The sequence below is a fragment of the Amycolatopsis solani genome, from assembly GCF_033441515.1.
Taxonomy (GTDB): Bacteria; Actinomycetota; Actinomycetes; order Mycobacteriales; family Pseudonocardiaceae; genus Amycolatopsis; species Amycolatopsis solani.
The window spans coordinates 1,386,447-1,409,836 of sequence record NZ_JAWQJT010000001.1 but is presented as its reverse complement, the minus strand read 5'-3'; the positions used below and the strand labels follow the sequence as shown (position 1 = coordinate 1,409,836).

At 67.0% G+C, this 23,390-nt stretch carries 17 protein-coding genes; 13 read left to right on the top strand and 4 right to left on the bottom strand.

All coding sequences use genetic code 11. The features are described 5' to 3' along the window. Nucleotides 1–31: 31 nt before the first annotated feature. The 3 genes from SD460_RS07125 to SD460_RS07115 are packed head-to-tail and all read left to right on the top strand — an operon-like array spanning nt 32 to nt 3,487. The gene (locus SD460_RS07125) at nt 32–1,690 is read left to right on the top strand and encodes a circularly permuted type 2 ATP-grasp protein (RefSeq protein ID WP_290050784.1); all 1,659 of its coding nucleotides are present in this window, start codon (nt 32–34) and stop codon (nt 1,688–1,690) included. Between the two features lie 10 nt (nt 1,691–1,700). Next, the gene (locus SD460_RS07120) at nt 1,701–2,648 is read left to right on the top strand and encodes an alpha-E domain-containing protein (RefSeq protein ID WP_290050785.1); all 948 of its coding nucleotides are present in this window, start codon (nt 1,701–1,703) and stop codon (nt 2,646–2,648) included. Continuing rightward, nucleotides 2,645–3,487 carry a transglutaminase family protein gene (locus tag SD460_RS07115; RefSeq protein ID WP_290050786.1) on the top strand — a complete coding sequence of 281 codons (843 nt, stop codon included), beginning with the start codon at nt 2,645–2,647 and terminating at the stop codon, nt 3,485–3,487. The genes SD460_RS07120 and SD460_RS07115 overlap by 4 nt, the downstream gene beginning before the upstream one ends. Here SD460_RS07115 and SD460_RS07110 read toward each other — a convergent pair. Then, entirely contained in the window at nt 3,484–4,488 is a 1,005-nt protein-coding gene (locus SD460_RS07110; RefSeq protein ID WP_290050788.1) for a saccharopine dehydrogenase family protein, read from the bottom strand. The genes SD460_RS07115 and SD460_RS07110 overlap by 4 nt on opposite strands. A gap of 85 nt (nt 4,489–4,573) precedes the next feature. Here SD460_RS07110 and SD460_RS07105 point away from each other — a divergent pair, with 85 nt between their 5' ends. Continuing rightward, nucleotides 4,574–5,134, top strand: coding sequence for a TetR/AcrR family transcriptional regulator (locus tag SD460_RS07105; protein WP_290050790.1), 561 nt, complete (start codon nt 4,574–4,576; stop codon nt 5,132–5,134). Here the strand turns inward: SD460_RS07105 and SD460_RS07100 are convergent. Further along, nucleotides 5,131–6,552: a M20/M25/M40 family metallo-hydrolase gene (locus tag SD460_RS07100; RefSeq protein WP_290050792.1), complete on the bottom strand. Its 1,422-nt coding sequence runs from the start codon at nt 6,550–6,552 to the stop codon at nt 5,131–5,133. The genes SD460_RS07105 and SD460_RS07100 overlap by 4 nt on opposite strands. A gap of 368 nt (nt 6,553–6,920) precedes the next feature. Here SD460_RS07100 and pdhA point away from each other — a divergent pair, with 368 nt between their 5' ends. From pdhA to SD460_RS07075, 5 genes are all read left to right on the top strand, one after another. Next, the gene (gene pdhA, locus SD460_RS07095) at nt 6,921–8,126 is read left to right on the top strand and encodes a pyruvate dehydrogenase (acetyl-transferring) E1 component subunit alpha (protein WP_290050793.1); all 1,206 of its coding nucleotides are present in this window, start codon (nt 6,921–6,923) and stop codon (nt 8,124–8,126) included. After that, a complete protein-coding gene (locus SD460_RS07090) occupies nt 8,126–9,118 on the top strand; it encodes an alpha-ketoacid dehydrogenase subunit beta (RefSeq protein WP_290050795.1) in 993 nt (330 codons plus the stop codon). Before pdhA ends, SD460_RS07090 begins: the two co-directional genes overlap by 1 nt. A gap of 15 nt (nt 9,119–9,133) precedes the next feature. Then, nucleotides 9,134–10,438 carry a dihydrolipoamide acetyltransferase family protein gene (locus tag SD460_RS07085; RefSeq protein WP_290050796.1) on the top strand — a complete coding sequence of 435 codons (1,305 nt, stop codon included), beginning with the start codon at nt 9,134–9,136 and terminating at the stop codon, nt 10,436–10,438. Between the two features lie 123 nt (nt 10,439–10,561). Next, nucleotides 10,562–11,146: a TetR/AcrR family transcriptional regulator gene (locus SD460_RS07080; RefSeq protein WP_290050827.1), complete on the top strand. Its 585-nt coding sequence runs from the start codon at nt 10,562–10,564 to the stop codon at nt 11,144–11,146. Nucleotides 11,147–11,166: 20 nt separating this feature from the next. Then, nucleotides 11,167–13,113 (top strand): ABC transporter ATP-binding protein, encoded by a 1,947-nt coding sequence (locus SD460_RS07075; RefSeq protein WP_290050797.1) that lies wholly within the window; start codon nt 11,167–11,169, stop codon nt 13,111–13,113. Here the strand turns inward: SD460_RS07075 and SD460_RS07070 are convergent. Next, nucleotides 13,070–14,398 carry a hypothetical protein gene (locus SD460_RS07070; RefSeq protein ID WP_290050798.1) on the bottom strand — a complete coding sequence of 443 codons (1,329 nt, stop codon included), beginning with the start codon at nt 14,396–14,398 and terminating at the stop codon, nt 13,070–13,072. The genes SD460_RS07075 and SD460_RS07070 overlap by 44 nt on opposite strands. Nucleotides 14,399–14,466: 68 nt before the next feature. Here SD460_RS07070 and SD460_RS07065 point away from each other — a divergent pair, with 68 nt between their 5' ends. Both SD460_RS07065 and SD460_RS07060 read left to right on the top strand, forming a co-directional pair. Beyond that, nucleotides 14,467–14,931, top strand: a complete 465-nt coding sequence (locus SD460_RS07065; protein WP_290050800.1) for an FxsA family protein — start codon at nt 14,467–14,469, stop codon at nt 14,929–14,931. A gap of 94 nt (nt 14,932–15,025) precedes the next feature. Beyond that, nucleotides 15,026–15,400 carry a very short patch repair endonuclease gene (locus SD460_RS07060; protein ID WP_290050828.1) on the top strand — a complete coding sequence of 125 codons (375 nt, stop codon included), beginning with the start codon at nt 15,026–15,028 and terminating at the stop codon, nt 15,398–15,400. Nucleotides 15,401–15,403: 3 nt separating this feature from the next. On the opposite strand, the gene SD460_RS07055 is transcribed toward SD460_RS07060, so the two are convergent. After that, nucleotides 15,404–16,531, bottom strand: coding sequence for a DNA cytosine methyltransferase (locus SD460_RS07055; RefSeq protein WP_290050801.1), 1,128 nt, complete (start codon nt 16,529–16,531; stop codon nt 15,404–15,406). 480 nt (nt 16,532–17,011) lie between these two features. Between SD460_RS07055 and SD460_RS07050 the strand changes: the two genes are divergently transcribed. Together SD460_RS07050 and SD460_RS07045 are read left to right on the top strand one after the other, a co-directional pair. Then, entirely contained in the window at nt 17,012–21,844 is a 4,833-nt protein-coding gene (locus SD460_RS07050) for a DEAD/DEAH box helicase (protein ID WP_290050803.1), read from the top strand. After that, complete coding sequence (locus SD460_RS07045; protein ID WP_290050804.1) at nt 21,841–23,361, top strand: nuclease-related domain-containing DEAD/DEAH box helicase; 1,521 nt, start codon at nt 21,841–21,843, stop codon at nt 23,359–23,361. The genes SD460_RS07050 and SD460_RS07045 overlap by 4 nt, the downstream gene beginning before the upstream one ends. Nucleotides 23,362–23,390: the final 29 nt, after the last annotated feature.

Here is a 23,390-nt window from a genome sequence, read left to right as displayed (position 1 = left end):
GTGTCGCGCACGAAGGGGCACGTGCGTCAGGATGTCGTTCATGAACGCCACCCCGCCGCGGCTGCCCCCGTCCGGTCGACGCGCGAGGAAGGCGGCGGCCAGCCGGATCACCCGGCCCGGTGACCGGTTCGAGGGCTACCTTTCCCCGGATCGGCCGCACGCGGGCGCCTACGACGAGATGTTCTCGGGCGACGGCACGGTCCGCGGTCCGTACCGCGCGCTGTACGAGTCGATCGCGGCGCTCGACGCGCACGACCTCCAGTCGCGGTCGCAGGCGCTGGACCGGGCGATGGTCGACCAGGGCATCACCTTCTCGCTGTCCGGGCAGGAGCGGCCGTTCCCGCTGGACCTGGTGCCGCGGGTGATCCAGGCCGCCGAGTGGACGAAGCTCGAGCGCGGCGTGGCCCAGCGCGTCCGCGCGCTCGAGGCGTTCCTCGCCGACGTCTACGGCGACCGGCAGATCCTGCGCGACGGCGTCCTGCCGCGGCGGCTGATCACGTCGTGCGAGCACTTCCACCGGGAGGCGTTCGGCATCACCCCGCCGAACGGCGTGCGCATCCACGTGTCCGGCGTGGACCTGGTGCGCGACGAAGAGGGCACGTTCCGGGTGCTGGAGGACAACCTCCGCAACCCGTCCGGGGTGTCGTACGTGATGGAGAACCGGCGCACGATGGCCCGGGTCTTCCCGGACCTGTTCGCCCAGCACCGGGTGCGCCCGGTCGGCGACTACGCGTCCCACCTGCTGCGGGCGCTGCGCGCGGCGGCCGCGGCGAACGTGGCCGACCCGATGGTCGTCGTGCTCACGCCCGGCGTGCACAACTCGGCGTACTTCGAGCACTCGCTGCTGGCCCGGCTGATGGGCGTCGAGCTGGTCGAAGGCCGGGACATGTTCTGCCGTGACAACGTCGTCTACCTGCGGACCACCGAGGGCGAGCGCCAGGTCGACGTCGTCTACCGGCGGATCGACGACGAGTTCCTCGACCCGGTGCACTACCGGCCGGACTCCGTGCTCGGCGTCGCGGGGATCCAGAACGCGGCGCGCGCGGGCAACGTCGTGGTCGCCAACGCCATCGGCAACGGTGTCGGCGACGACAAGCTCGTCTACACCTACGTGCCGGAGATGGTGAAGTACTACCTGAACGAGAAGCCGCTGCTACCCAATGTGGACACCTTCCGGTGCTGGCTGCCGGACGAGTTCGACCACGTCATGGCGCACCTCGACGAGCTGGTGATCAAGCCGGTCGAGGGTTCCGGCGGCTACGGGATCGTGTTCGGGCCGGACGCGACCGCGGCGGAGCTGGCGACGTTGCGGCGGAAGGTGCGCGCGAACCGGCGCGGCTGGATCGCACAGCCGGTGGTCCAGCTCTCGACCGTGCCGGCCAAGGTGGACGACCGGCTCGCGCCGCGGCACGTCGACCTGCGGCCGTTCGCGGTCAACGACGGCAAGGACATCTTCGTGCTGCCCGGCGGGCTGACGCGGGTGGCGCTGCCGGAAGGCAGCCTGGTCGTCAACTCCTCACAGGGCGGTGGCTCGAAGGACACCTGGGTGCTGGCGTCCCGCGCGTCGACGGCCGAGCGGGAGCTGGAGCAGCCCGCGCTCGGCGCGATGTCCACTGTGGACGGATTGGTCGCCGAGCAGGGGCCCGAACTGACCTCGTCCCAGCAACAGCAGCAACAACAGCAGAGCTAGGGAGGTTCCGATGCTGGCCCGCAACGCGGAGTCGCTGTACTGGATCGGCCGGTACGTCGAACGCGCCGACGACACCTCCCGCATCCTCAACGTCTCGGTCCACCAGCTGCTGGAGGACGCGACCGTCGACCCGGACCACGCGAGCCGCCAGCTGCTGGCCGTGCTGGGCATCGACACCCCGGACGGGGAGGCCCTCGACGTCTGGAAGCTGACCGAGCTGGTGGCGTACGCGAAGGACAACCCGGCGTCGATCGTCGGCTCGATCAACTCGGCGCGGGAGAACACCCGCGGCGCACGCGAAGTCGTCTCGACCGAGCTGTGGGAATGCCTGAACGCGACCTGGAACGCGGTCCCCGACCGGCAGCGCTACGCGCGTCGCGCCGGGCCGCACGCGTTCCTGTCGTTCGTGGAGGAGCGCGCGGCGATGTTCGCCGGCCTCGCCGACTCGACGATGTCGCGCGACGACGGCTGGCTGTTCATGGTGCTCGGCCGCTCGATCGAACGCGCCGACATGGTCGTGCGGCTGCTGCTGTCCCGGGTCGCGGACCGCGCGTCTTCGCCCGGCTGGATCACGGTGCTCCGCTCGGCCGGCGCGCAGGACACGTACCTGCGGACGTACCGAGGGGCGCTCGACGCCGGTCGCGTCGTGCAGTTCCTGTTGCGCGACACGCTGTTCCCGCGCTCGGTGTTCCACGCGCTGCGCCAGGCGGAGGAGTGCCTGCAACGGCTCGACCCCGGCGGCGGCGCGCGCAACAACGAGAAGTCCGAAGCACTGCGCCAGCTCGGCCGAGCGCGGAGTGAGCTGGAGTTCCTCCGCCCGTCGGACCTGCTGACCGACCTGCCGCGGCGGCTCGGCTCGTTGCAGACGACGATCAAGGAGATCGGCGAAGCGGTGTCGTTGCAGTACTTCAGCACGTCGCCGTGGGTGGCGTGGAGCGGTGCGGAGGTTTCGCTGTGACGTGGCAGCTGCGCGTGGCGCACCGGACCGGCTACCGGTACGCGACCCCGGCAACGCAGTCGTACAACGAAGCCCGGCTGACCCCGCGGTCGGACCGCCGCCAGACGACGGTCGCGACGCGCATCGAGACGACGCCGGCGACGCGCGCGTACCGGTACACGGACTACTGGGGCACGGTCGTGACGTCGTTCGACCTGCACGCGCCGCACACGGAGTTCACGGTGCTGGCGACGTCGGTGGTCGAGACGGCGGACGAGGCCGAGCCGATCCGCACGGCGTCGTGGCGGGACCTGCGTTCCGAGACGGTCGTCGACCACCGCACCGAGTACCTGACCCCGACCGACTACACCCCGCGCGACGTCTCCCTGGCCCGCGAGGCCCGCTCGCTGCGGACGGGCTTGGACCCGGCCGACGCGGTGCTGGCGGTGTGCGAGTGGGTGAACAAGCAGCTCAAGTACCAACCGGGCACGACCGGCGTCCACTCGACGGCGACCGACGCGTGGCAGGCACGCGAAGGCGTCTGCCAGGACTTCGCCCACGTGACGCTGGTGATGCTGCGGGCGATCGGCATCCCGGCCCGCTACGTGTCGGGCTACCTGCACACGAAACCGGACGCGAAGCTCGGCGAGGTGGTGGAAGGCGAATCGCACGCCTGGGTCGACGTCTGGACCGGCGGCTGGTGGGCGTACGACCCGACGAACGCCATCCCGGTCGGCCCGCGCCACGTGTGGGTGGCGATGGGCCGGGACTATGCGGATGTGGCGCCGTTGAAGGGCATCTTCACCGGGGGCGGGCAGTCCACTTTGGACGTCTCGGTCCACCTGACGCGGCTGGCCTAGAGCAAGAAGGTCCCGCCAGCCGCCTCCGCCACCTCCGCGCCCAGTGCCGACGCCGGGGTGTGCGCGCCCGGTTTGCCCTCGCCGCGGGACAGGCGGGACGCGACCTCGGCCACCACCGCCGTGGTGAAGTCCATGGCCTCGTCGGCGCGGAGCCAGCCTTCGCGCGTTGTGCCGTCCGGCCAGGTCACGACCGCGTGGCCCCACGTGTGCGGGCGCGGGCGGGGCGCCGGCTTCGTGCGGACCGCGGCGAGCCGGCGGACGGCGAAGCGGCGTACGGCCGGGATGGACACCAGCCGCGCGAGGAGCGGGAGCAGGGTCCGGACCGCCGGGGCGGTCGGGGCGAGGCCGGAGAAGACCGTGACGTCCGGTGCGCCGCTCGCGCGCTGGGCGGCGAGCAGCTCACCGGAGGGGATGCTCGCCACGGTCACCGACTCGCCGTCGGGCAGGACGAGGGTGCGCGGGTTCGCGCCTCTGGCCGAGACCGCGGTCAGGCCGTCGACGATGCTGGCGGCCAGTGCGATCCCGACGGTCCCGCCCTCGGACGCCACGGAGGCCAGCGCGTCGACCTGCACGCGGCTCGGCGTGTCCCGCCCTTCGCACAGCTTCGCGACGACGGCTTCCGTGGCCAGGACGCCGAAGCCGGCGCCGGTCACGAACGTGCTGCCGCCGGCGAGCGCCTCTTCGTGCAGGTCGAGGAGCCGCCGCACCGAGACGAGGTCCGCGGCCAGGTCGATGTAGTGCCCGCCGGGCAGGCAGGCCCGCGCGAGAGTCGCGGCCGTGGCGGCGTACTCGCCGATCGTGTTGACGACGACCGCCGGGCGCTGCCGCCGGATCTCGGTCGCGATGGCTTCGACGCCGTCGGCGACGACGTACTTCGCGCCGGTCGACGCCAGCTGTTCGCGGTTGCGGCCGACCAGGACGACCGATAGCCCCCGCGCCACCAGCTCGGCGGTGATTCCGCGGCCCGTCCGGCCCGTGGCTCCGAGCACCCAGATCTCCATGACGTCCTCCAGTGATGTCTCAGTGTGTCATCACTGAGGCTAGCACGTGACGACACAGTGAGACATCGCCAGTTAGACTGCGCCCGTGGCCAGATGGGATCCCGGGACCGCGGACCGGCTGCGGAAAGCCGCGCTGGAGCTGTACGCCGAGCACGGGTACGACGCCGTGACCGTGACGCAGATCGCCGAGCGCGCCGGGATCACCCGCCGCTCGTACTTCCGCTACTTCGCCGACAAGCGCGAAGTCCTCTTCGCCGGCGCGGAGCAGCTACCGCCGGCGGTCGCCGAAGCCGTCCTGGCCGCCGAAGACGCCGGGACGCCGCTGCGCACGGCTCTCGCGGCGCTCGCCGACGTCGGCACGCAGGTCACGCGGCTCGTCGACCCGTCACCGGAGCGCCGGGCCGTGATCGCGTCGAGCGCCGAACTCCGCGAACGCGAGCGGAGCAAGGGCGCGGCGATCACGGCGGCGATCCGGGACGCGCTGGAACGCCGCGGAACGCCGCCCGAGCTGGCGAAACCGGCAGCTCAGGCGGCGGCGATCATCCTCGGCGACGCGTTCGACCGCTGGATCGACGCCGCCGGCGCCGACGACTTCCCGGCGTACCTCGACGCGGCGGCGTCGGCGTTCCTCGAGGCCTGCCGCTAGCCGCGGGCGTGCGCGTCCAGGATGTGCGCGACGGCCTCGGTGACCTGCTGCGCGTAGTCCAGGTGCAGCCACTCGTCCGGCACGTGGATGTTCGAGTCCGACCCGCACGCGCCGGTGACCAGGAACTGCGCTTCCGGGTACTTCCGCGAGAGCAGGCCCATGAACGGGATCGACCCGCCCATGCCGGTCGCGCGGTGCGGCTGCCCGAAGACGTCGTCGCTGACCGTGCGCAGCGCCGCCGTCAGCCAGGGCGCCTCGGTCGGCGCGTTCCAGCCGTCCTCGGCCTGCGGGTTGTCGCCGAAGGACACCTTCGCGCCGTACGGAACGTCGGTGGTCAGGGCCTTCTTCACGGCTTCGAGCGCCTTCTCGGCGTCGGCCGTCGGCGGCAGCCGGAAGCTCAGGGTGAGCGTGGTGCTCTCGCGCAGGACGTTGCCCGCGTCGGCGGGCTTCGGGAAGCCGTCGGCGCCGATCACCGACAGCGTCGGACGCCACGCGTTGTTGAGCATCAGCTCCAGCGCGTCTTCCGTGATCACGCGCCCGCCTTCGACCAGCGGGAACGCCTTCGCCAGCGCCTCGGGGAAGTCCTTCGACACGGCTTCGAGCTCGGCCAGCCGGTCGGCCGGGACGTCGACCTTGAGCTCGTCGAGCAGCAGCTCGCCGGTCTCGCTGTCCTCGAGCCGCTCGATGAGGCGCCGCAGCACCCGGAACGAGCTGGCGACGACGCCGGAAGCGACGCCGGAGTGCTGCGCCGAAGCCAGCAGCTGCACGTTGACGTCGAGGTGCAGCATCCCGCGCAGGCTCGTGACCAGCCACAACCGCTCGTAGTCGCTGCCGCCGGCGTCCAGGCAGACGACCAGCGAGACCTCGCCGATCTTGTCGGCCAGGTGCTCGACGTAGGCGGGCAGGTCGGGGCTGCCGGACTCCTCGCCGGTCTCCAGCAGCACGACGGTGCGCGCGTGCTCGCCGCCGGCCGCGTGCACGGCTTCGAGCGCCGTCGTCGCCGCGTAGCCGGAGTAGCCGTCGTCGACGGACCCGCGGCCGTACAGCCGGCCGTCGCGGATCACCGGGGTCCACGGGCCGAGGCCCTCGGACCAGCCACCGACCGGGGGCTGCTTGTCGAGGTGGCCGTACATCAGGACGGTGCCCTTGTCCGCCGCGCCCGGGGTCGCCGGGACGTCGACGAGCAGCAGGGGCGTGCGGTCTTCGAGCTGTACGACCTCGAGGGTGGCGCCGGGCAGGTCACGCGCGGCGATCCAGGCGCGGACGTGCTCGACGGCGGCGGCGAGGTGGCCGCTTTTCGCCCACTCGGCGTCAAAGGCCGGCGACAGCGCGGGGATCGCCACGAGCCCGGACAGACTGGGGATGACCTCGTCGGTCCAAGCGGTGACAACGGATTCACGAACGGATTTCTGCTCCACGCCGCCATCGTGCCACGGGAGTCTCAGCGTGCGGCACATCACAACGTCGCCCCGGCTCGTGAGTGGCAAGTCGGGTTCTAACCCGACTGAACACTCACGACCCTGGTGAGCGCGCGGACCGACGCCCGACTCTCGCAGGTCCGATGCTCGGGCTTCCTAACGTTTGCCCAGTTCAGCGCCTGTTTCTCAGCAACAAATAAGTATCCGCGACTCACCAAAGGGCGGACCATCGTGCCAGGATGTCCGCGTGAACCGTCAACGCCGACGGCGACCGAGCGCTTCGGACCCGATGCGCTGGTCCCCGCCGGTGCAGTCGCTGTGGTCGCCACAAGCGGCCGCCAGAGGCACCGACACGAGGAGTACTGCGCATGCCGTCCGAACAGTGGACGCACCCGGAACCCGGGGACGGGCCCGCCGCCGTAGCGGCCCAGCCGTCACCGGAGCAGGTGATCGCCGGGTTGCGAGCGACCAGCGAAGGTGGCGCTGAGCTGACTCAGCTGCTCACCCCCGAAGGCGAACGGGTGCCCTCGCCCCAGTTCGACAAGTACGTCGACGACATCGACGCCGAAGCCCTGCGCGGCCTGTACCGCGACATGGTGCTGGTGCGGCGGGCCGACCGCGAGGCCAACGCCATGCAGCGCCAGGGCCAGCTCGGCATCTGGGTCCCGCTGCTCGGTCAGGAAGCCGCGCAGATCGGCTCCGGCCGCGCCCTGCGGGCGAACGACATGGCCTTCCCCAGCTACCGCGAGCACGGCGTCGCGTTCGCGCGCGGGGTCGACATGAAGGACCTGCTCGGCATCTTCCGGTGCACCGACCACAGCGGCTGGGACTACCAGCGCCACGGCTTCCACCCGTACACCATCGTGATCGGCAACCAGGTGCTCAACGCCGCCGGCTACGCGATGGGCCAGAAGTTCGAGGGCAAGGTCGGCGACGACGACGGCGAAGCCACGATCTGCTACTTCGGTGACGGCGCGACCTCGCAGGGCGACGTCCACGAAGGGTTCGTCTGGGCCGCGGTCTACGACGCGCCGCTGGTGTTCTTCTGCCAGAACAACCAGTGGGCGATCTCCGAGCCGACCGAGCGCCAGTCGCGCCTGCCGCTGTACCAGCGCGCCCGCGGCTACGGCTTCCCCGGCATCCGCGTCGACGGCAACGACGTCCTGGCCTGCCTCGCGGTGTCCCGCTGGGCGCTGGACGAGTGCCGCCACGGCAACGGCCCGGTGCTGATCGAGGCGTTCACCTACCGCATGGACGCGCACACGACGACCGACGACCCCACCCGCTACCGGCTCTCCGACGAGCTGGAGGAGTGGAAGCTGAAGGACCCGATCGAGCGCGTCCGGGCGTTCCTCGCCCGCGGTGGCGGCGCCGACCAGGCGTTCTTCGACGACGTCCAAGCCGAGGCCGACGCGTTCGCGGCCGACCTGCGCGACTACACGTTCAACATGCCGGAGCCGCCGCCGGACCGGATCTTCAGCAACGTCTACGCCGAGGGCAACCCGGTGCTGGACTCGCAGCGCGAAGAGTTCCTGTCCTACCTCGACGGTTTCGCCTCGGCGGGTGAGCACTGATGACCGACCTCCAGAAACTCACCATCGGCAAGGCGCTCAACCTCGGCCTGCGCCGCGCGATGGAAGAAGACCCCAAGGTCCTGATCATGGGCGAGGACGTCGGCAAGCTCGGCGGCGTCTTCCGGATCACCGACGGTCTGCAGAAGGACTTCGGCGAGCAGCGCGTGCTGGACACGCCGCTCGCGGAGTCCGGCATCATCGGCACCGCGGTCGGCCTGGCCGTGCGCGGCTTCCGGCCGGTCTGCGAGATCCAGTTCGAGGGCTTCATCTTCCCGGGCTTCGACCAGATCTCGTCGCAGCTGGCGAAGCTGCACTACCGCACGCAGGGCAAGATCAAGATGCCCGTCGTGATCCGGGTGCCCTTCGGCGGCGGGATCGGCGCGGTCGAGCACCACTCGGAGTCGCCGGAGTCGCTGTTCGCGCACATCCCGGGGCTCAAGGTCGTGTCCATTTCGAACGCCGTGGACGCCTACTGGGGCATCCAGGAAGCGATCAAGTCGGACGACCCGATCCTGTTCTTCGAGCCCAAGCGGCTCTACCACTCGGGTGCGCTGCGCGCCGAGATCGACACCTCGGGCACGCCGGTCCCGGCGTTCTCCTCGCAGGTGGTGCGCGAGGGCACGACCGTGACGGTCGTCGCGTACGGCCCTTCGGTGAAGGTCGCCCTCGACGCGGCCGCCGCGGCCGAGGACGAAGGCCACTCGCTCGAGGTCATCGACCTGCGCACGCTCTCGCCGCTGGACCTCGGCCCGGTGTTCGAGTCGGTGCGCAAGACCGGACGGCTGATCGCGCTGTCGGAGGCGCCGTCCGAGTCGTCGCTGACGTCGGAGATCGCCGCGCGCGTCCAGCAGGAGTGCTTCTACTCGCTGGAAGCGCCCGTCCTCCGGGTGACCGGGTTCGACACGCCGTACCCGCCGGCCAAGCTCGAGGAGCACTACCTCCCCGACCTGGACCGGGTGCTGCACGCCGTCGACCGCTCGCTCAGCTGGTAAGGGGGATTCCGCGCAATGCCGACGTACAAAGAGTTCCCCCTGGCCGACACCGCCGAGGGGCTGACCGAAGCCGACATCCTGAACTGGCACGTGAAGCCGGGCGACACGGTGACGGTCAACCAGATCGTGGTCGAGATCGAGACCGCGAAGGCCGCCGTCGAGCTGCCGATCCCGTGGGCCGGCGTGGTCACGGAGCTGCACGTGGAGCCGGGCCAGACGGTGGAGGTCGGCACGCCGATCCTCACCATCGACGTCGACCCCGGTGGGGCCGCGGCGACTCCCGCTCCTGCCGCCGCTCCCGCTCCCGTCGAGGAAGAGGAGATGAAGCCGCTGGTCGGCTACGGCTCCAAGGCCGTGGTCACGCAGCGGCGGGCCCGTAAGGGTGCGGCTCCCGCGGCCGCCGTCGTGGTCGCTCCGCCCGCGCCCGCTCCCGCGGCCCCGGTTGCTCCGCGCGGCGGCTACGTCCCGCTGGCGAAGCCGCCGGTGCGGAAGCTGGCGAAGGACCTCGGCGTCGACCTGCACGCGCTGACCGGCAGCGCGGACGGCGGCGTCATCACCCGTGACGACGTCGAGCGCGCCGCCAACGGCACCCCGGTGGTCGAGTCCGTCGTGGCCAGCGGTTCCCGCGAGCGGCGCGTGCCGATCAAGGGCGTCCGCAAGGCCACCGCGGCGGCGATGGTGCAGAGCGCGTACACCGCTCCACACGTCACGGAGTTCCTGACCATCGACGTCACACCGATGATGGAGTTCCGCGAAAAGCTGAAGAAGTCGCGGGAGTTCTCCGGGGTCAAGGTCACGCCGCTGACGTTCGCCGCGAAGGCCGTGTGCCTGGCGGCGAAGCGCACGCCGGACATCAACGCGGTCTGGGACGAGGCGGCGCAGGAGATCGTCTACAAGGACTACGTGCACCTCGGCATCGCGGCCGCCACGCCGCGCGGCCTGATCGTGCCGAAGGTCCGCGACGCCGACTCGCTGTCGCTCAAGGAGCTGGCTCAGGCGCTCACGACGTTGACCGAGGTCGCCCGCGAGGGCAAGACGTCGCCGGCGGACATGGCGAACGGCACGATCACGATCACCAACGTGGGCGTGTTCGGCGTCGACACCGGCACGCCGATCATCAACCCGGGCGAGTCCGCGATCCTGTGCCTCGGCGCGATCAAGGACCAGCCGTGGGTGGTGGACGGCGAGATCAAGGTCCGCAAGGTGCTCCAGCTGTCGCTGAGCTTCGACCACCGCGTGGTCGACGGCCAGCAGGGTTCGGAGTTCCTGGCCGACGTCGGCGCTCTCCTGGCCGACCCGGCGATGGCGATGACTTACTGAGTTTCCGCAGGTGAGGGCCGTCTTCGGGCGGCCCTCACTTTTACTCATTTGACGGAGTGAGCACTCACTCCGCACACTGGTGGCATGACACCAGCACCCGAGACCCGGCGCAGAGCGCCGAGCATGAGCGCCGAAGACCGGCGCGCCATGATCGTGCACGCGGTGCTGCCGCTCCTCATGGAGCACGGCACGGCGGTCACGACCAGCCAGATCGCCCGCGCCGCCGGCATCGGCGAGGGCACCATCTTCCGCGCGTTCAAGGACAAGGACGAGCTGTTCGACGCCTGCACCGCCGAGGTGCTGCGCCCCGACCACGTCCTCGACGCGATCGCCGAAATCCCCATCGAGCAGCCCCTGGCGGACCGGCTCGTCGAAGCCGCCGAAGCGCTCGGCGCCCACTTCGAGCGGATGGGCGCACTGATGGGCGCCCTGCACGCGTCCGGCAGGCACAAGCAGCGCGACCCCGAGCAGCGCCTGAAGAACCGCACGATGAAGGGCGGCCGCAGCGAGTCGATGACCGCCATGCGCGGCGCGATCACCGAACTGTTCGAACCCGAAAAGGACCGGCTGCGGCTGACCCCCGAGCAGCTCGCCGCGTTGTTCCTGACCCTCCTCTTCGGCGGCCGCCGGATGGCGCCGATCGACGACGTCCCCACCACGCGCCAGGTGGTCGACGTCTTCCTGCACGGCGCCGTGGAGGCCAAGTGATCCCGGGCGGTGGGGGCGGGATGGAGTTCATGATGGCCCGCCGGGGCCGTCGCCGGCACGCGACGACCGTGCCGGAGAGCGGGCTCACCGGCCCGGTCGAGATCCCGGAACCGAAACCGGACGACCAGCCGAAGGACTGGCGCTCGCGGCTGAAGCGCGCGAAGACGTCCGTGGCGGGCACGGTCCGCGGCCTGCCGAAGGTCGCGAAGCTGACGTGGCAGGCGAGCCCGCCCCTGACGATCGTGCTGGCGCTGATCACGCTGCTGTCGGGCCTCCTGCCGACGGTGACCGCGTACGTCGCGAAGCTGCTGCTGGACTCCGTCGTCGCGGCGATCCAGGGCAAGGGCACCACCGGCGACATCGTCAACGTGGCGCTGTTCCAGTTCGCCGTGCTCGCCGGGACGGCGCTCAGCAGCGCGCTGACGTCGATCGCGCAGGCCCTGCTGCAGGAACGCATGACGCTGACCATCCGCCACCGCGTGATGGCGCACGCGAGCGAGCTGCACCTGGCGTACTTCGAGGGTTCGACGTCCTACGACATGCTGCGCCAGGCGGCGCAGGAAGCCCCGACGCGTCCGCTGTCGATGATGAACTCCGCGCTGGGCCTGGTCCGGACGCTGATCACGTTCGGCAGCATGGTCGCGCTGCTCGTTTCGATCAGCCCGCTGCTGGCACTGGTCGCGTTGCTGGCGCCGATCCCGGCGTTCATCTCGCAGTCGAAGTACGGCTCGCGCGCGTTCTGGCTGACGTTCCTGATGTCGCCGATCAAACGGCGGATGGACTACCTGTCTTCGCTGGTCACGACGGACACCTACGCCAAGGAAACGAAGCTGTTCGGCCTCGGCCCGTACTTCGTCGACCGCTTCCGCCGGCTCGGCCTCGTGTCGTACGAGCGGCAGCGGAAGCTGACGATCAACCGCAACATCAGCTCGACGTCCTGGGGCCTGCTGAGCACGTTCGCGGGCTCGGCGATCGCGCTGTACATCGCGCTGGAGGCGGTCGGCGGGCGCCTGACGCTGGGCGACCTCGCGCTGTACACGGCGGCGGCGACGTCCGTGCAGGCGTCGGTGTCCGGGCTGTTCACGGCGTTTTCGGGGATGTACGAGAACAACCTCTACCTGGACACGCTGTACCGGTTCCTGGACACGGAACCGGAGATCACGGCGCCTCCCGCACCGCGCGCGTTTCCGTCCGTTGTGGACGGTCACATCGAGTTCGATTCGGTGACGTTCGCCTACCCGGGCGCCGAGGAACCGGCGCTGGAGGACGTCAGCTTCGAAATCCGCCCCGGCGAGACGGTGGCGGTGGTCGGCCGCAACGGCGCGGGCAAGTCGACGCTGTTCAAGCTGCTGTGCCGGTTGTACGACCCGACTGGCGGGGTTATCCGCCTCGACGGCGTCGACATCCGCGAATACGACCCGGTCGAGCTGCGGAAGCGGATCAGCGCGATGTTCCAGGACTACGTGACGTACCAGGGAACCGCGGCGGAGAACATCGGCTTGGGCGACCTTTCGAGGCTGGAGGACCGCCCGCACATCGAGGATTCGGCCCGCCGAGCCGGCGCGGACGAACGCATCGAGCGCCTGCCGTCGGGCTACGACAGCCCGCTGGGGCGCTGGTTCGACCAGGGCGTCAGCTTGTCGGGTGGCGAGTGGCAGAAGATCGCGCTGGCGCGGGCGTTCCAGCGGGAGGCGCCGCTGCTGATCCTGGACGAGCCGACGTCGGCGTTGGACGCGCAGGCCGAGCACGACCTGTTCGCCCGGCTGCGTCAGCTGTCGGAGGGACGGACGACGCTGTACATCTCACACCGGTTCTCGACGGTCCGGCAGGCGGAGCGAATCCTGTTGCTGGACCGGGGAAAGGTGGCGGAGTACGGGACGCACGAGGAGCTGATGGCGGCGAAGGCCGGGTACTCGGAGCTGTTCACGCTCCAGGCGCGAGCGTATTTGGACGAGGTGCCGAGCTAGAGCGGACGAACTCCGCGGGGATTTCGGTGCCCCCGCGGAGTTCGACGTCGCGCAGGTTCAGCCAGGGTTTCGCGTCGTCGGGCGCGCGGAGTTCGACGGCCACGGCGTCGAGGACGCAGTCCCGGAGCCAGATCATCCGCTCGCGGTCGCTCCAGAGCTCCAGTCGCAGGCGGCCGCGGGCGAACCGCACGTCTTCGAAGACCAGCCGCGGGAAGCCTCCTTCGGAGTCGAGCCAGCCGGCGTCGAGGTTCTCGAAGTCCACGTCGACGCCGGACAGTTCGAGTTGCTCGAAGCGCACTTCGCCGGCTTCGATGCTCAGCCGGGTGAAGTCGAGGCGTTCGCAGGCGACCCGGCACCGGTAGAAGGCGGTCGCACCCCCGCGGACGGTCGCGCCAGCCCAGCTGAGCTCCCGTCCGGCGAACTCGGCGCCGACGAACTCGCTGCGGCCGTCGAAGGTCACACTGCCGAAGGTCGTGCGCTCGGCGGCGAAGCGGGTGCCGTGGCAACTGAGGCCGCGGCTGAAGCGCGCGCGGTCGAACGAGGTCAGCTCGCCGGTGAACTCCGCCCGATCGAGGATCAGCCGCCCGGGGAACCGGAGCCCGGAGAAGTCGGCGTTCTCGAACACGACCTCGGTGAAGTCGAAGTCGACCCGCTGCGGCCACCACCCGTAGCCGGTCAGCCGGTCGCGGAACATCCGGAGGATCGCTTCGCGCACCACGGACTCGCCGGGCGTCATGGTTTCGGGCTGCAGCCGCAGGTAACCGCAGAGGACGTCGACGCAGACCTGGCGCTTGTCCTCCCAGTCGTCGGCGAGCCCGGCGAGGGCGTACACACCGGTCAACCGGACGGCGGGACTCTCGTGGGCGAGCTGCTCGGCGGCGGCGCCGAGGCGTTCGTTGAACCCTTGGACGGTCTCGCGTTCGGCCTTCTCGACGGCGAGCGCGTGCTCGTTCTCGGTGACCCGCTGCTTCCGGTAGTTGACGGCGAGCAGCACCACCCCACCCAGCCCGGCGACCACGGACAGGGCGATCTTCAGCAAGTCGAGCAACTGGGTGACGTCGAAAGCCGAGGTGGTGGGCAGCCGCGGCCAGCCGAGGAACCAGAGCAGCCCACCCCCAGCCACCCCCGCGACGACGACGGCGATCGCCAGCCAGACGAGCACGGAGGCGGCGATACCGGCTCTCACCTGGGGGATTGCGGGAAGTTTCAGTCGTTTGCGTGCGGCCAATGCCACGCCGGCGAGCACCGCGAGCGCGATGAGGAGCCAGCGGAACCAGTCGGGCACGAGGTGTGACCCTAGCCGGTGAGTTTCGGCCGCGGGAGCAAATCGGACAGGTCGTTCGTTGTCCCGGTATGGCTGTCGCGTTCTTGCTCTACGTCATCGCCGAGATCGCCGCGATCTGGGCGGTGGGCTCGGCCGTCGGCATCCTCGGCACACTCGGCCTGCTGCTCGGTGGCGCGTTCCTGGGCTCCTGGCTGGCCCGCCGCGAGGGCGGCAAGGCGATGCGGGCGTTCGTGGAGTCGGCCCGTGCGGGGCGTCCTTCGGAGAAGGAACTGACCGACGGGATGCTGGTCGGTCTCGGTGGGATCCTGATCCTGGTGCCTGGGTTCGTGAGCGATGTGCTGGGGCTGCTGTTGATCCTGCCGCCTTCGCGGGCAGTGGCTCGGCGGCTGTGGTTGAAGCGGATGGAGAAGCGCGCGGTGCGGTTCGCCAACCAGCGGCGGGGGCCGGTGATGGTGGTGGACAGTGAGGTGGTGAACGAGCCTCACGAGCGCGACGACCACCCGCTGATCGAAGGCCGAATCATCGACGGTTGATTCACCCGTTCGCCGCGGGTTCGCCGAGAACCGGCGGCCTTGCCACAATGTGCGGGTGGAGCCTCTGAAGACCACATCCGCGGTGCGCATCCGAATGAGCAAGCAGAAGTCCCGGGATACCGGGATCGAGATGGCGTTGCGCAGGTCTCTGCACCGAGCAGGCTTTCGCTACCGGGTACACCGCAGACCGGTCAGAGGCGTACGACGCGAGGCTGACCTGGTGTTCGGCCCGGCCCGCGTCGCAGTCTTCGTGGACGGCTGCTTCTGGCATGGCTGCCCCGAGCACGCGACTTGGCCCAAGAACAACGCCGAGTTCTGGCGAGACAAGATCGAAACCAACCGCAGACGGGATGTCGATACTGACACGCGGCTTCACGAGGCCGGCTGGCTGGCCGTTCGCATCTGGGAGCACGAAACCGTGGACGTCGCCGCAGCGCGAGTCATCAAGGCGGTTCGCGAACGCCGGTGAAGTTCAGCTCTTGGCTGCATCCTTCAACAGTCCATCGACCCCGTTGCGGGTGTCCTTCCAGCGTTGCTCGACGCACTTGTCCAGAGCAACAACGTCGAGCTCCTTGCCCAAAGCCGCAGCGAGAACGTGGGCAGCCAACCTCGGCGGGATCGCATTCCCGATCTGCTGGGCAATGCCCCGCCCTGACCAGGGGTAGTCGGGCGGGAAGGTCTGCAACTTGCCCGCCTCGTAGTCGGTGAAGCGATCGGGCATCCCCTTGGGCCGCCCGACCAGGCGGTTGCGCGAAACCTTGCCGGTGACCGTGAACGCGGGCTGTGTCGAGAGCCGCTCTCCACGCGCCTTCGGATCGCCACCGGTGCCGTAGTTGGACACCACGGTGAACCGGTCTGACAAGCCGAGCGCTTCCCCCATCGTCTTCCACGGCAGCAGGTCGGGATCGCCTTCTTCGCGTGCTTTGCCCTTGTAATACCGCCGATGAGTGGGTTTCGGAAGGTTCGCCTCACCACTGCGTCGGGCGATCAGAATAGCCCGACGCCGCGTCTGCGGAACACCGAATTCCTCGGTGTGGAGGATTCCACAGTCGACACTGTAACCGCGCTTCTCGAGTGCTACCGCAAACGCCTCCCATACCGGCAGTACAGCGGGAACCTGCTCCAAGACGATCGCGTCGTACGGAACGCCGGCATCGACAGCCCATCGCAGAGGCTCCAGGACCAAACCAGTGCGCTCGTCATCGAGTAGCGCCAGTTCCTCGACGATCTCCGGGCTGCCAGGCTTTTGCTCGCCTTCACCGACCTCATCACCGGGAGCGATGACATCGACGAACGAGAGCACCTTGTCCAAGGCTCGCCTGCCTGCGCCATGTCCCGCGACCGTGAATGTCTGACACGGCGGGCCTCCGCTCAGGATGCGAGCCTCGGGGTAGTCGGCAGGCTTGGAAAAGCGGACGTCACCATGTTTCGTCTGCAGACCGGCATTCATGCGGGTACGGCATGCGTCTTCATCCCATTCGATCCCGGCGACGGACACACCAAGCCAGTGGGCGGCGACGTCGAGTCCACCCGGACCGGCGAAGAGGTCCACCATCTCGACCTGCCCAGGCAGAGGGGAGAGCGGCTGTCCGTCGGTCATGGGACAGGAGTGTATAAGGCACACTCGGCGGAACTGCCTCCTGCCGAAGTCGACACGCCGACCAGGGGCTCTACCTGCTGTTTTCTCAGGCGTGACATGTTCGTGACCACGCGAGTAACAAAGCCCGCCACTTCGACGACGTGTTTGATCACGAAGTGCATCGAGCACGTCGTACCACAGATGAAGGAGAGCGGGGCCGGGCAACGTCGACCGAGATGGCAGCTGACTGTCGGTAGCGCTGGAACAGAGGAACACCGTCACTCTGCTCTCATGCGGTACCTCACAGAGACCTTCCTCCTTCCCGACGACTCCGGGCGACCTGTCGCGACGAATGTTCACTCCATCAGCCCATTTCGTCAAGAATCACACACAGCACGCGTTTCACATGATAGAGAAGAACACCCCGCGTACTCGCACGAATGTCGACCATGGAGTTGTGTTGCAAGATCGGAAGAGAGTCGGAGAAGCAGGCTCCGAAGCATGCCTCCGACGAGCGAGCGCCTGCCTGCAGTTGGACGAGGCGCCGCCACCGCAGGACCGGATGAATCTGGCAATCTCGAGCTGCATCCGAGACATGTGGTCGAGCCACGGGAGCAGGTGCCAGTGGTGATGAACCTGCCGTCCTGGACTCCGGACGACCGCTTGGTTCGAGACGTCGAGGACCAATTCGACGTCGCAGTCGCCGTTTACAAGACGAACCAGCACCTCATCTCAGAGCACGCCAACCACGAGGAATCGATCCGCGTCGGCGGGTATTCGAATCGAACACTGCTCGAACTTGTTCAGAACGGCGCCGACGCCATGTCCGGCACCGAGCACGAACAGAACAGCGTGGGCCGAGTCGAAATCGTGCTCGACACCGAGAGCCAAACGCTCTACTGTGCCAATACCGGGCGCCCGTTCTCGCGGACCGGCCTCACGACGATCATGCACGCGCATCTGAGCGACAAACGCGGCGACGAGATCGGACGCTTCGGACTTGGCTTCAAATCCGTGCTAGCAGTTTCAGCTGCCCCCCAAGTTTTCAGCCGGTCAGTCTCGTTCGAGTTCAACTCACCCATCGCACGCGCTGCCATAGATCAAATCAAGCCAACTGCGAAGCGTCTTCCGATACTACGCACCGCAACAGTCATCGACGCCATGACCGCCTTTGACGAGGATCCCATCCTCGCCGAACTGGCAGAGTGGGCGACCACCATCGTCAAGCTCCCCCGCGCGATGGGCATCGCGCGGCTCCGCAGTGAGATCATTCAGTTCCCCTCAGAGTTCCTGCTGTTCGTCGGCGACGTCCGTGAAATCAGACTCAGGGTGCTCGGCAACGACCGGTTCGAGACGACCCACGTATCTCGCGATTTCGGCGATGGGACACTCAAGATCGAGCGTCCCGACGGCAGCGGCGACGAATGGCTCGTCAGCAATCGGATGCACGCTCCGTCGACCGAGGCGCGACGACAGGTCGGCGAAGCCGTCTCGCGCAACGAGGTCAAGATCACCGTCGCGGTTCCGAAACGCCAGGCAAAGCAGAAAATCGGGCAGTTCTGGTCGTACTTTCCCCTGCAGGACCAGACCTCGGCATCGGCATTGTTCAACGCTCCCTGGAGCGTGAACGACGATCGGACCACACTACTCAAAAACGACTACAACCGCGAGATACTCAAGAGTCTCTCCGAGATTTTCGTACGCTTGTTGCCAAAGGTTAGCACCAGCGACGATCCAGCAGCACACCTCGACTACATGCCCGCACGAGGAAGAGAACCCCTATCCTTCGGCGACGAGTTGCTCTGTGCACATGTGCCCCGGATATCGACGAATTTCGACCTGGTGCCCGACGCGAAAGGCACACTGACGCGCGCCACGGAACTACGCCCACTGGACTTCATGATCCAGAATGTCGATTCTGGCGACCACCGCATCTGGAGCACTTCCCCGAACACCGGAAACGATGCTCCACACTGGCGCTGCTACACATCTCAGCAGCGAATAACCCGCCTTCGTCAACTATTCGCAGCCACGGCATCCAAAGATCTTCTCGACAATGATCGAGATGGCAAGCGCGCCCTGGAATCCGTTCCCAAACGCGGGCTTCTCTCCTGGATCAGGGAGTGGTCCGAAGGAAACCATTCCCCGTCCTCCGCAGACGCACTGAAGTTTATCCAGACTCATCGCAACCTTCCTGACATTCTTCAAGCCAAAGTCATTCCGACGACTGACGGAATGCGATCCCTTCACGACAGGAAGATCATCTTTCTGAATCAGGAAGATGACGTCGAGATCGAGCATGCAATTTTCGTCGAGCCCGATTTTCTTGCGCAGCCGAACGTCGATAAAATTTTACGGGAGTTCGGCTTCCGCGACTTGGACCCACTAGCGATCCTCAACGCCAGACTCGCGAAGCTTTCGCCAGCACCGAATGATGATCAACTGGAGAAGATCTGGGAAGCAGTCCTCGGAGTCTCCGTGCACGTGGCAGTGAAAGCACTGACTGACCACAATTCCACGGTCAAGGTGCCGACACAAGACGGTGGGTGGGCATGGCCTACGCAAGTCTTCGACCTCGCCGAGCCGCTAGGTGACCACCTCGCGGCCAAGATGCTGGACCGCCGACGATGCATGCCTGAGGTGGCGCACCGGATCGGCGTGGTGCACAGCCCTGTCGGCAGTTATTCAGCGGAGGACGAACCCCTTCTCGCGCAGTATCGCGAATGGGTTCTGGCTACCCTCGACTCCCGACGGGGCCCGGGAGAACGCGGAATCGAACATGTGGACCTCTACCCGGGCAAGGGTCCCGGTCCATTCTCGATGCTGTTCCTCCTTCGGGACGCCGAAGCAAGCGAGCGACTACGCGCGAACTGGACCGCTGGCTTGCTTCGAACCGGCGACTCGGAGTGGACGTGCGAAGACTTGGACACCGGAACGTCCTACAGCGTGCAGTCACCCGTTCGTTGGGCAGTGGACCGTGCCGGACTGCTGGAATCCGATCGAGGCTACCGCCCGCCTGGCGAGATCGTCGCTCCGTCGATGCTCAAGTACAAGAACCTTCTGCCGTTGTTCCGAGGGCCCGGCCAGGTCGCTGAGGCCCTAAGCCTTCCGGACGAATTGGACGCTGTGCCGGCCTCCGTACTCCGCGAGGCGCTTTCGGCCAAGCTCTTCCCCTCTGCCCTCGACAACTCCGTGCTTGTCGAGTTCATCACCGCGGCCTGCCGTATCGCCCACGCCGACGGCCGCCCCGCCACAGTTCCCGCGAAGGTGGGTCGAGCGATCGAGGCCCGACCTCCGGACTCGGTCTATCTCGCTACCACGGACGAGGAAGAGGAGTTCCTCTCGTCACGTCAGCGCCCGTACCTTCGGGTGACCGACGACCAGGTCGCCGAACTCGAGACCTTGGTGGGCTGCCGCCGGTTCGAGGACAGCTTCGCGTTCTCCATGGAGATCGAAGGGCGACAGGAGAGCGAGCGTATCGTCGACATCTTCAGCGGACTCCGAAGCACTCCCGTCGGAGACACACTGACGACCGCGACGGTTGCGAGGGCACTCCGCGTGGTCAAGCGGGTGAGCACCGAAGACGGCGTCGAAGACCAAACGCTCGAATGGCATCTCGACGGGCTGAGTCTGGTGGTACGCAGCGACACGGACGAGCGCCGCCTCCTCGGTGTCGTGAACGAAGCCTTCTCCCTGGGACTCACCAACGCTGAACTCGAGGGCGTACTCAAGGCCGGCCTCGATCAGCGGCTACAGGCACTTCGCCAAGAAGCCAAGCGTGCCCCCACCGACGCCGAGCGACTCGACGTCTACTTCGGTCCCGATGATCTACGCGACGCGTTGCCGAAAGGCCTTTGGCGAGCCCTCGAGGCACAAGGCCTGGTCAATGCCTCCACGTCGGTCGCCGACCTTGTCCTCAAGGTATACGGATCCGACTCGATCAAACAGCTTGCAGACCACTTCCGGAACGACGGTTTCGTCGATGTACCGACAACGTGGGCAGGTGGTGCGGCGACCATCTCGTGGCTGAGAAAGATGGGGTTCGGCAGCGAATACGCCGGGCGGCGCACTCAACACCAGGAAGACGAGTTCGTCATTCCTGGGGCTGTGAAACTCAATCCACTTCACTCGTTCCAGCAGAAGATCAGCCGGCAGCTCAGGGACGTGCTCACTCTCCGCGAGGCAAACGGGCGTCACCTCAAGGCGATGGTGGAGTTGCCGACTGGCGCAGGCAAGACACGAGTTGCGGCCGAGACCGTGCTCCGACTCTTCATCGACGGGAACCTTCGGGGGCCCGTCCTGTGGATTGCCCAGTCTCAGGAACTCTGCGAGCAGGCCGTGCAAACCTGGAGCACTGTTTGGCGTGGCCTCGGCGACGAGCGCTCCCTGACGATCGGCCGCTTGTGGGAGAACAACATCGTCCACGAGCCGGACACGGATTTCTCCGTTGTCGTCGCAACCGACGCCAAGCTCGACACCCTCCTCGAGAACCCCGAGTACAGCTGGCTGGCCAGTTCGACAGCAGTGATCGTCGACGAAGGACACCGCGCCGGTGGTTCCGAGCGGTACACGCGGATCTTGAACTGGTTGGGGGTCGCAGGCCGCGGCTGGGAGCGACCTCTCGTCGGGTTGACCGCAACCCCATTCAAGGGCACGTCGGCATCAGCAACAGCCGCGCTCGCCAGCCGGTTCGGCAATCGAAAGCTGGACGTCTTCGACACCCTCGACGCCTACCGTCCGCTCGCCGAGCTCGGAGTGCTGGCAAAGGTACAACACGAAGTGCTCCCGGGCATCGAAGTCACCCTCGATCCGGACGAGAAGGCCGAAGCCGAACAGCAGCGCCGAGTTCCCGCACGGGTGATGGATCGCGTCGGCGCAGACCAGGCCCGCATGTCAATCCTCGTCGACCACATCATGGGCCTGGACAACAGCTGGCCAGTGCTGGTGTTCACACCGAACGTCCTGTCAGCTCAGGTGCTCGCCGCAACGCTGCGGTATCGCGATGTCGAAGCGGCAGCGGTCAGCGGCCAGACCGGAAGGCAGGAACGTCGCGACAGCATCGAGCGGTTCAAGCGAAATGAGATCCGCGTACTCGCAAACTGCGATCTACTGGCACAGGGTTTCGACGCCCCCGGTGTCCGTGCTCTGTACATCGCTCGCCCCACCTTCAGCCCGAACGCCTACATCCAAATGGCCGGTCGCGGTCTCCGTGGCCCCAGAAACGGCGGGAAGGAAGAGTGCCTGATCGTGGATATGGCGGACAACTTCGGGGCCTTCAATGAGTGGCTCGGGTACCGCGAGTACGAAGACCTTTGGCAGGAGCAGCGCGCATGATTCTTGTACCGACCCTGGCTGACATAGAAGAGACCGCGACCAGTGACGCGGAACGCAGAATCGCACGTCTGCTACGAGATGTCGAAGGTGACGTCGACGCCGTAGCTTTTCATTCGGTAAAACTTCGGTCACATGCATACAAGCATCAAGCCGAAGCGGACTTCCTCATATTATGGAAAAAAGTCTTGATCGTCGTCGAAGCCAAAGGCGGCGGCATCAAGAAACACGACGGCGTTTGGTACAGCATCGACAGGCGAGGCGACTGGCACAAGCTTGCCACGTCACCAATGGAACAGGCACAATCGGCAATGTACGCATTGCGCAACATCCTTCGAAAAGAAGGGGTCGGCTGGTTCGCACAAGAGGCCATTGTGGTGACGCCGGACATCGATACCCCGCCACACTCGGTCGAATGGCATCCGACTCACTGGCTGGCGCGGACTGATATGAGCATTGCGGAGCTGACACGGGCGCTCGACACCGTCGCAGCGAACGCGCAGGAACCTCCTGCAGGGCGAAAACGTGCAAGGATCGATGAACTGCGGACACGTCTGTTCGGACACTTCGCCCGCATGCCGGTTATCGATGCGCTACGGGGTGCGGTGATCGAGGAACAGAACCGTGCCACAGCCGACCAGGCCAGGTTTCTTGCATCACTGGCACGAAATCCCCGAGTACTGGTATCCGGCGGGGCAGGCACGGGAAAATCCTTGGTACTCGTAGAGGCGGCAAAGCAAGAAGCCGACCAAGGACGGTCCGTTCTTATCACGTTCCGTTCGCCTGCCCTGAGGGAGTTCTTCGAACCACACGTGGTTGATCGCGCCATCGACCTACTCTCATTCGACCGACTTGATTCCGCCAAAACGTACGACGTTGTATTCGTCGACGAGGCACAAGATCTGATGACGGCAGAAGGAATGGATCGGATAGACGGTGCGATCACCAACGGAAGGAGTGCCGGAAATTGGCGAATGTTTCTCGACCATAATAATCAAGCACACGTCGACGGACACTTCGACCAGGACGTCTTGCAACTCGTCACCACAGAGGCCTCTTCGGTCGACCTGAGTCTCAATGTTCGCAACACTCGAGCAATCGTTCACACAGTCCAGGAATATCTCGGAGCAGACTTAGGAGATCCAGGAATCGTCAATGGTGAAAACGTTCGCTGGACCACGACCGCCGCCGAGTCCACATTTATCGAGGCCGAATCCATCGCGGAGGAACTGGTCGCTGACGGCGTAAAAACCGAACACATTTGGATTATTCGCGCCGCAACGAATGTTCCACCAGAGAAGTCGAAACGTGGTATTACCATAACGAGCCCGAGGTATGCCAAGGGTTTGGAAGCAGAGCACGTGATCGTCTGTGAACTCCCCGAGACCTTCGATGAAGCCGGCATCGCCGCCTTCTATGTCGCCACCACTCGTGCACGAGTCTCCCTGGATATCGTGCTCTCCCCCAAGGAAAAGCGACGAATCCAACAACTGGTTCGACGACAGTTGGAGAAGAATTGACGCTCACTCACCCACAGAAAGTAGCGCTA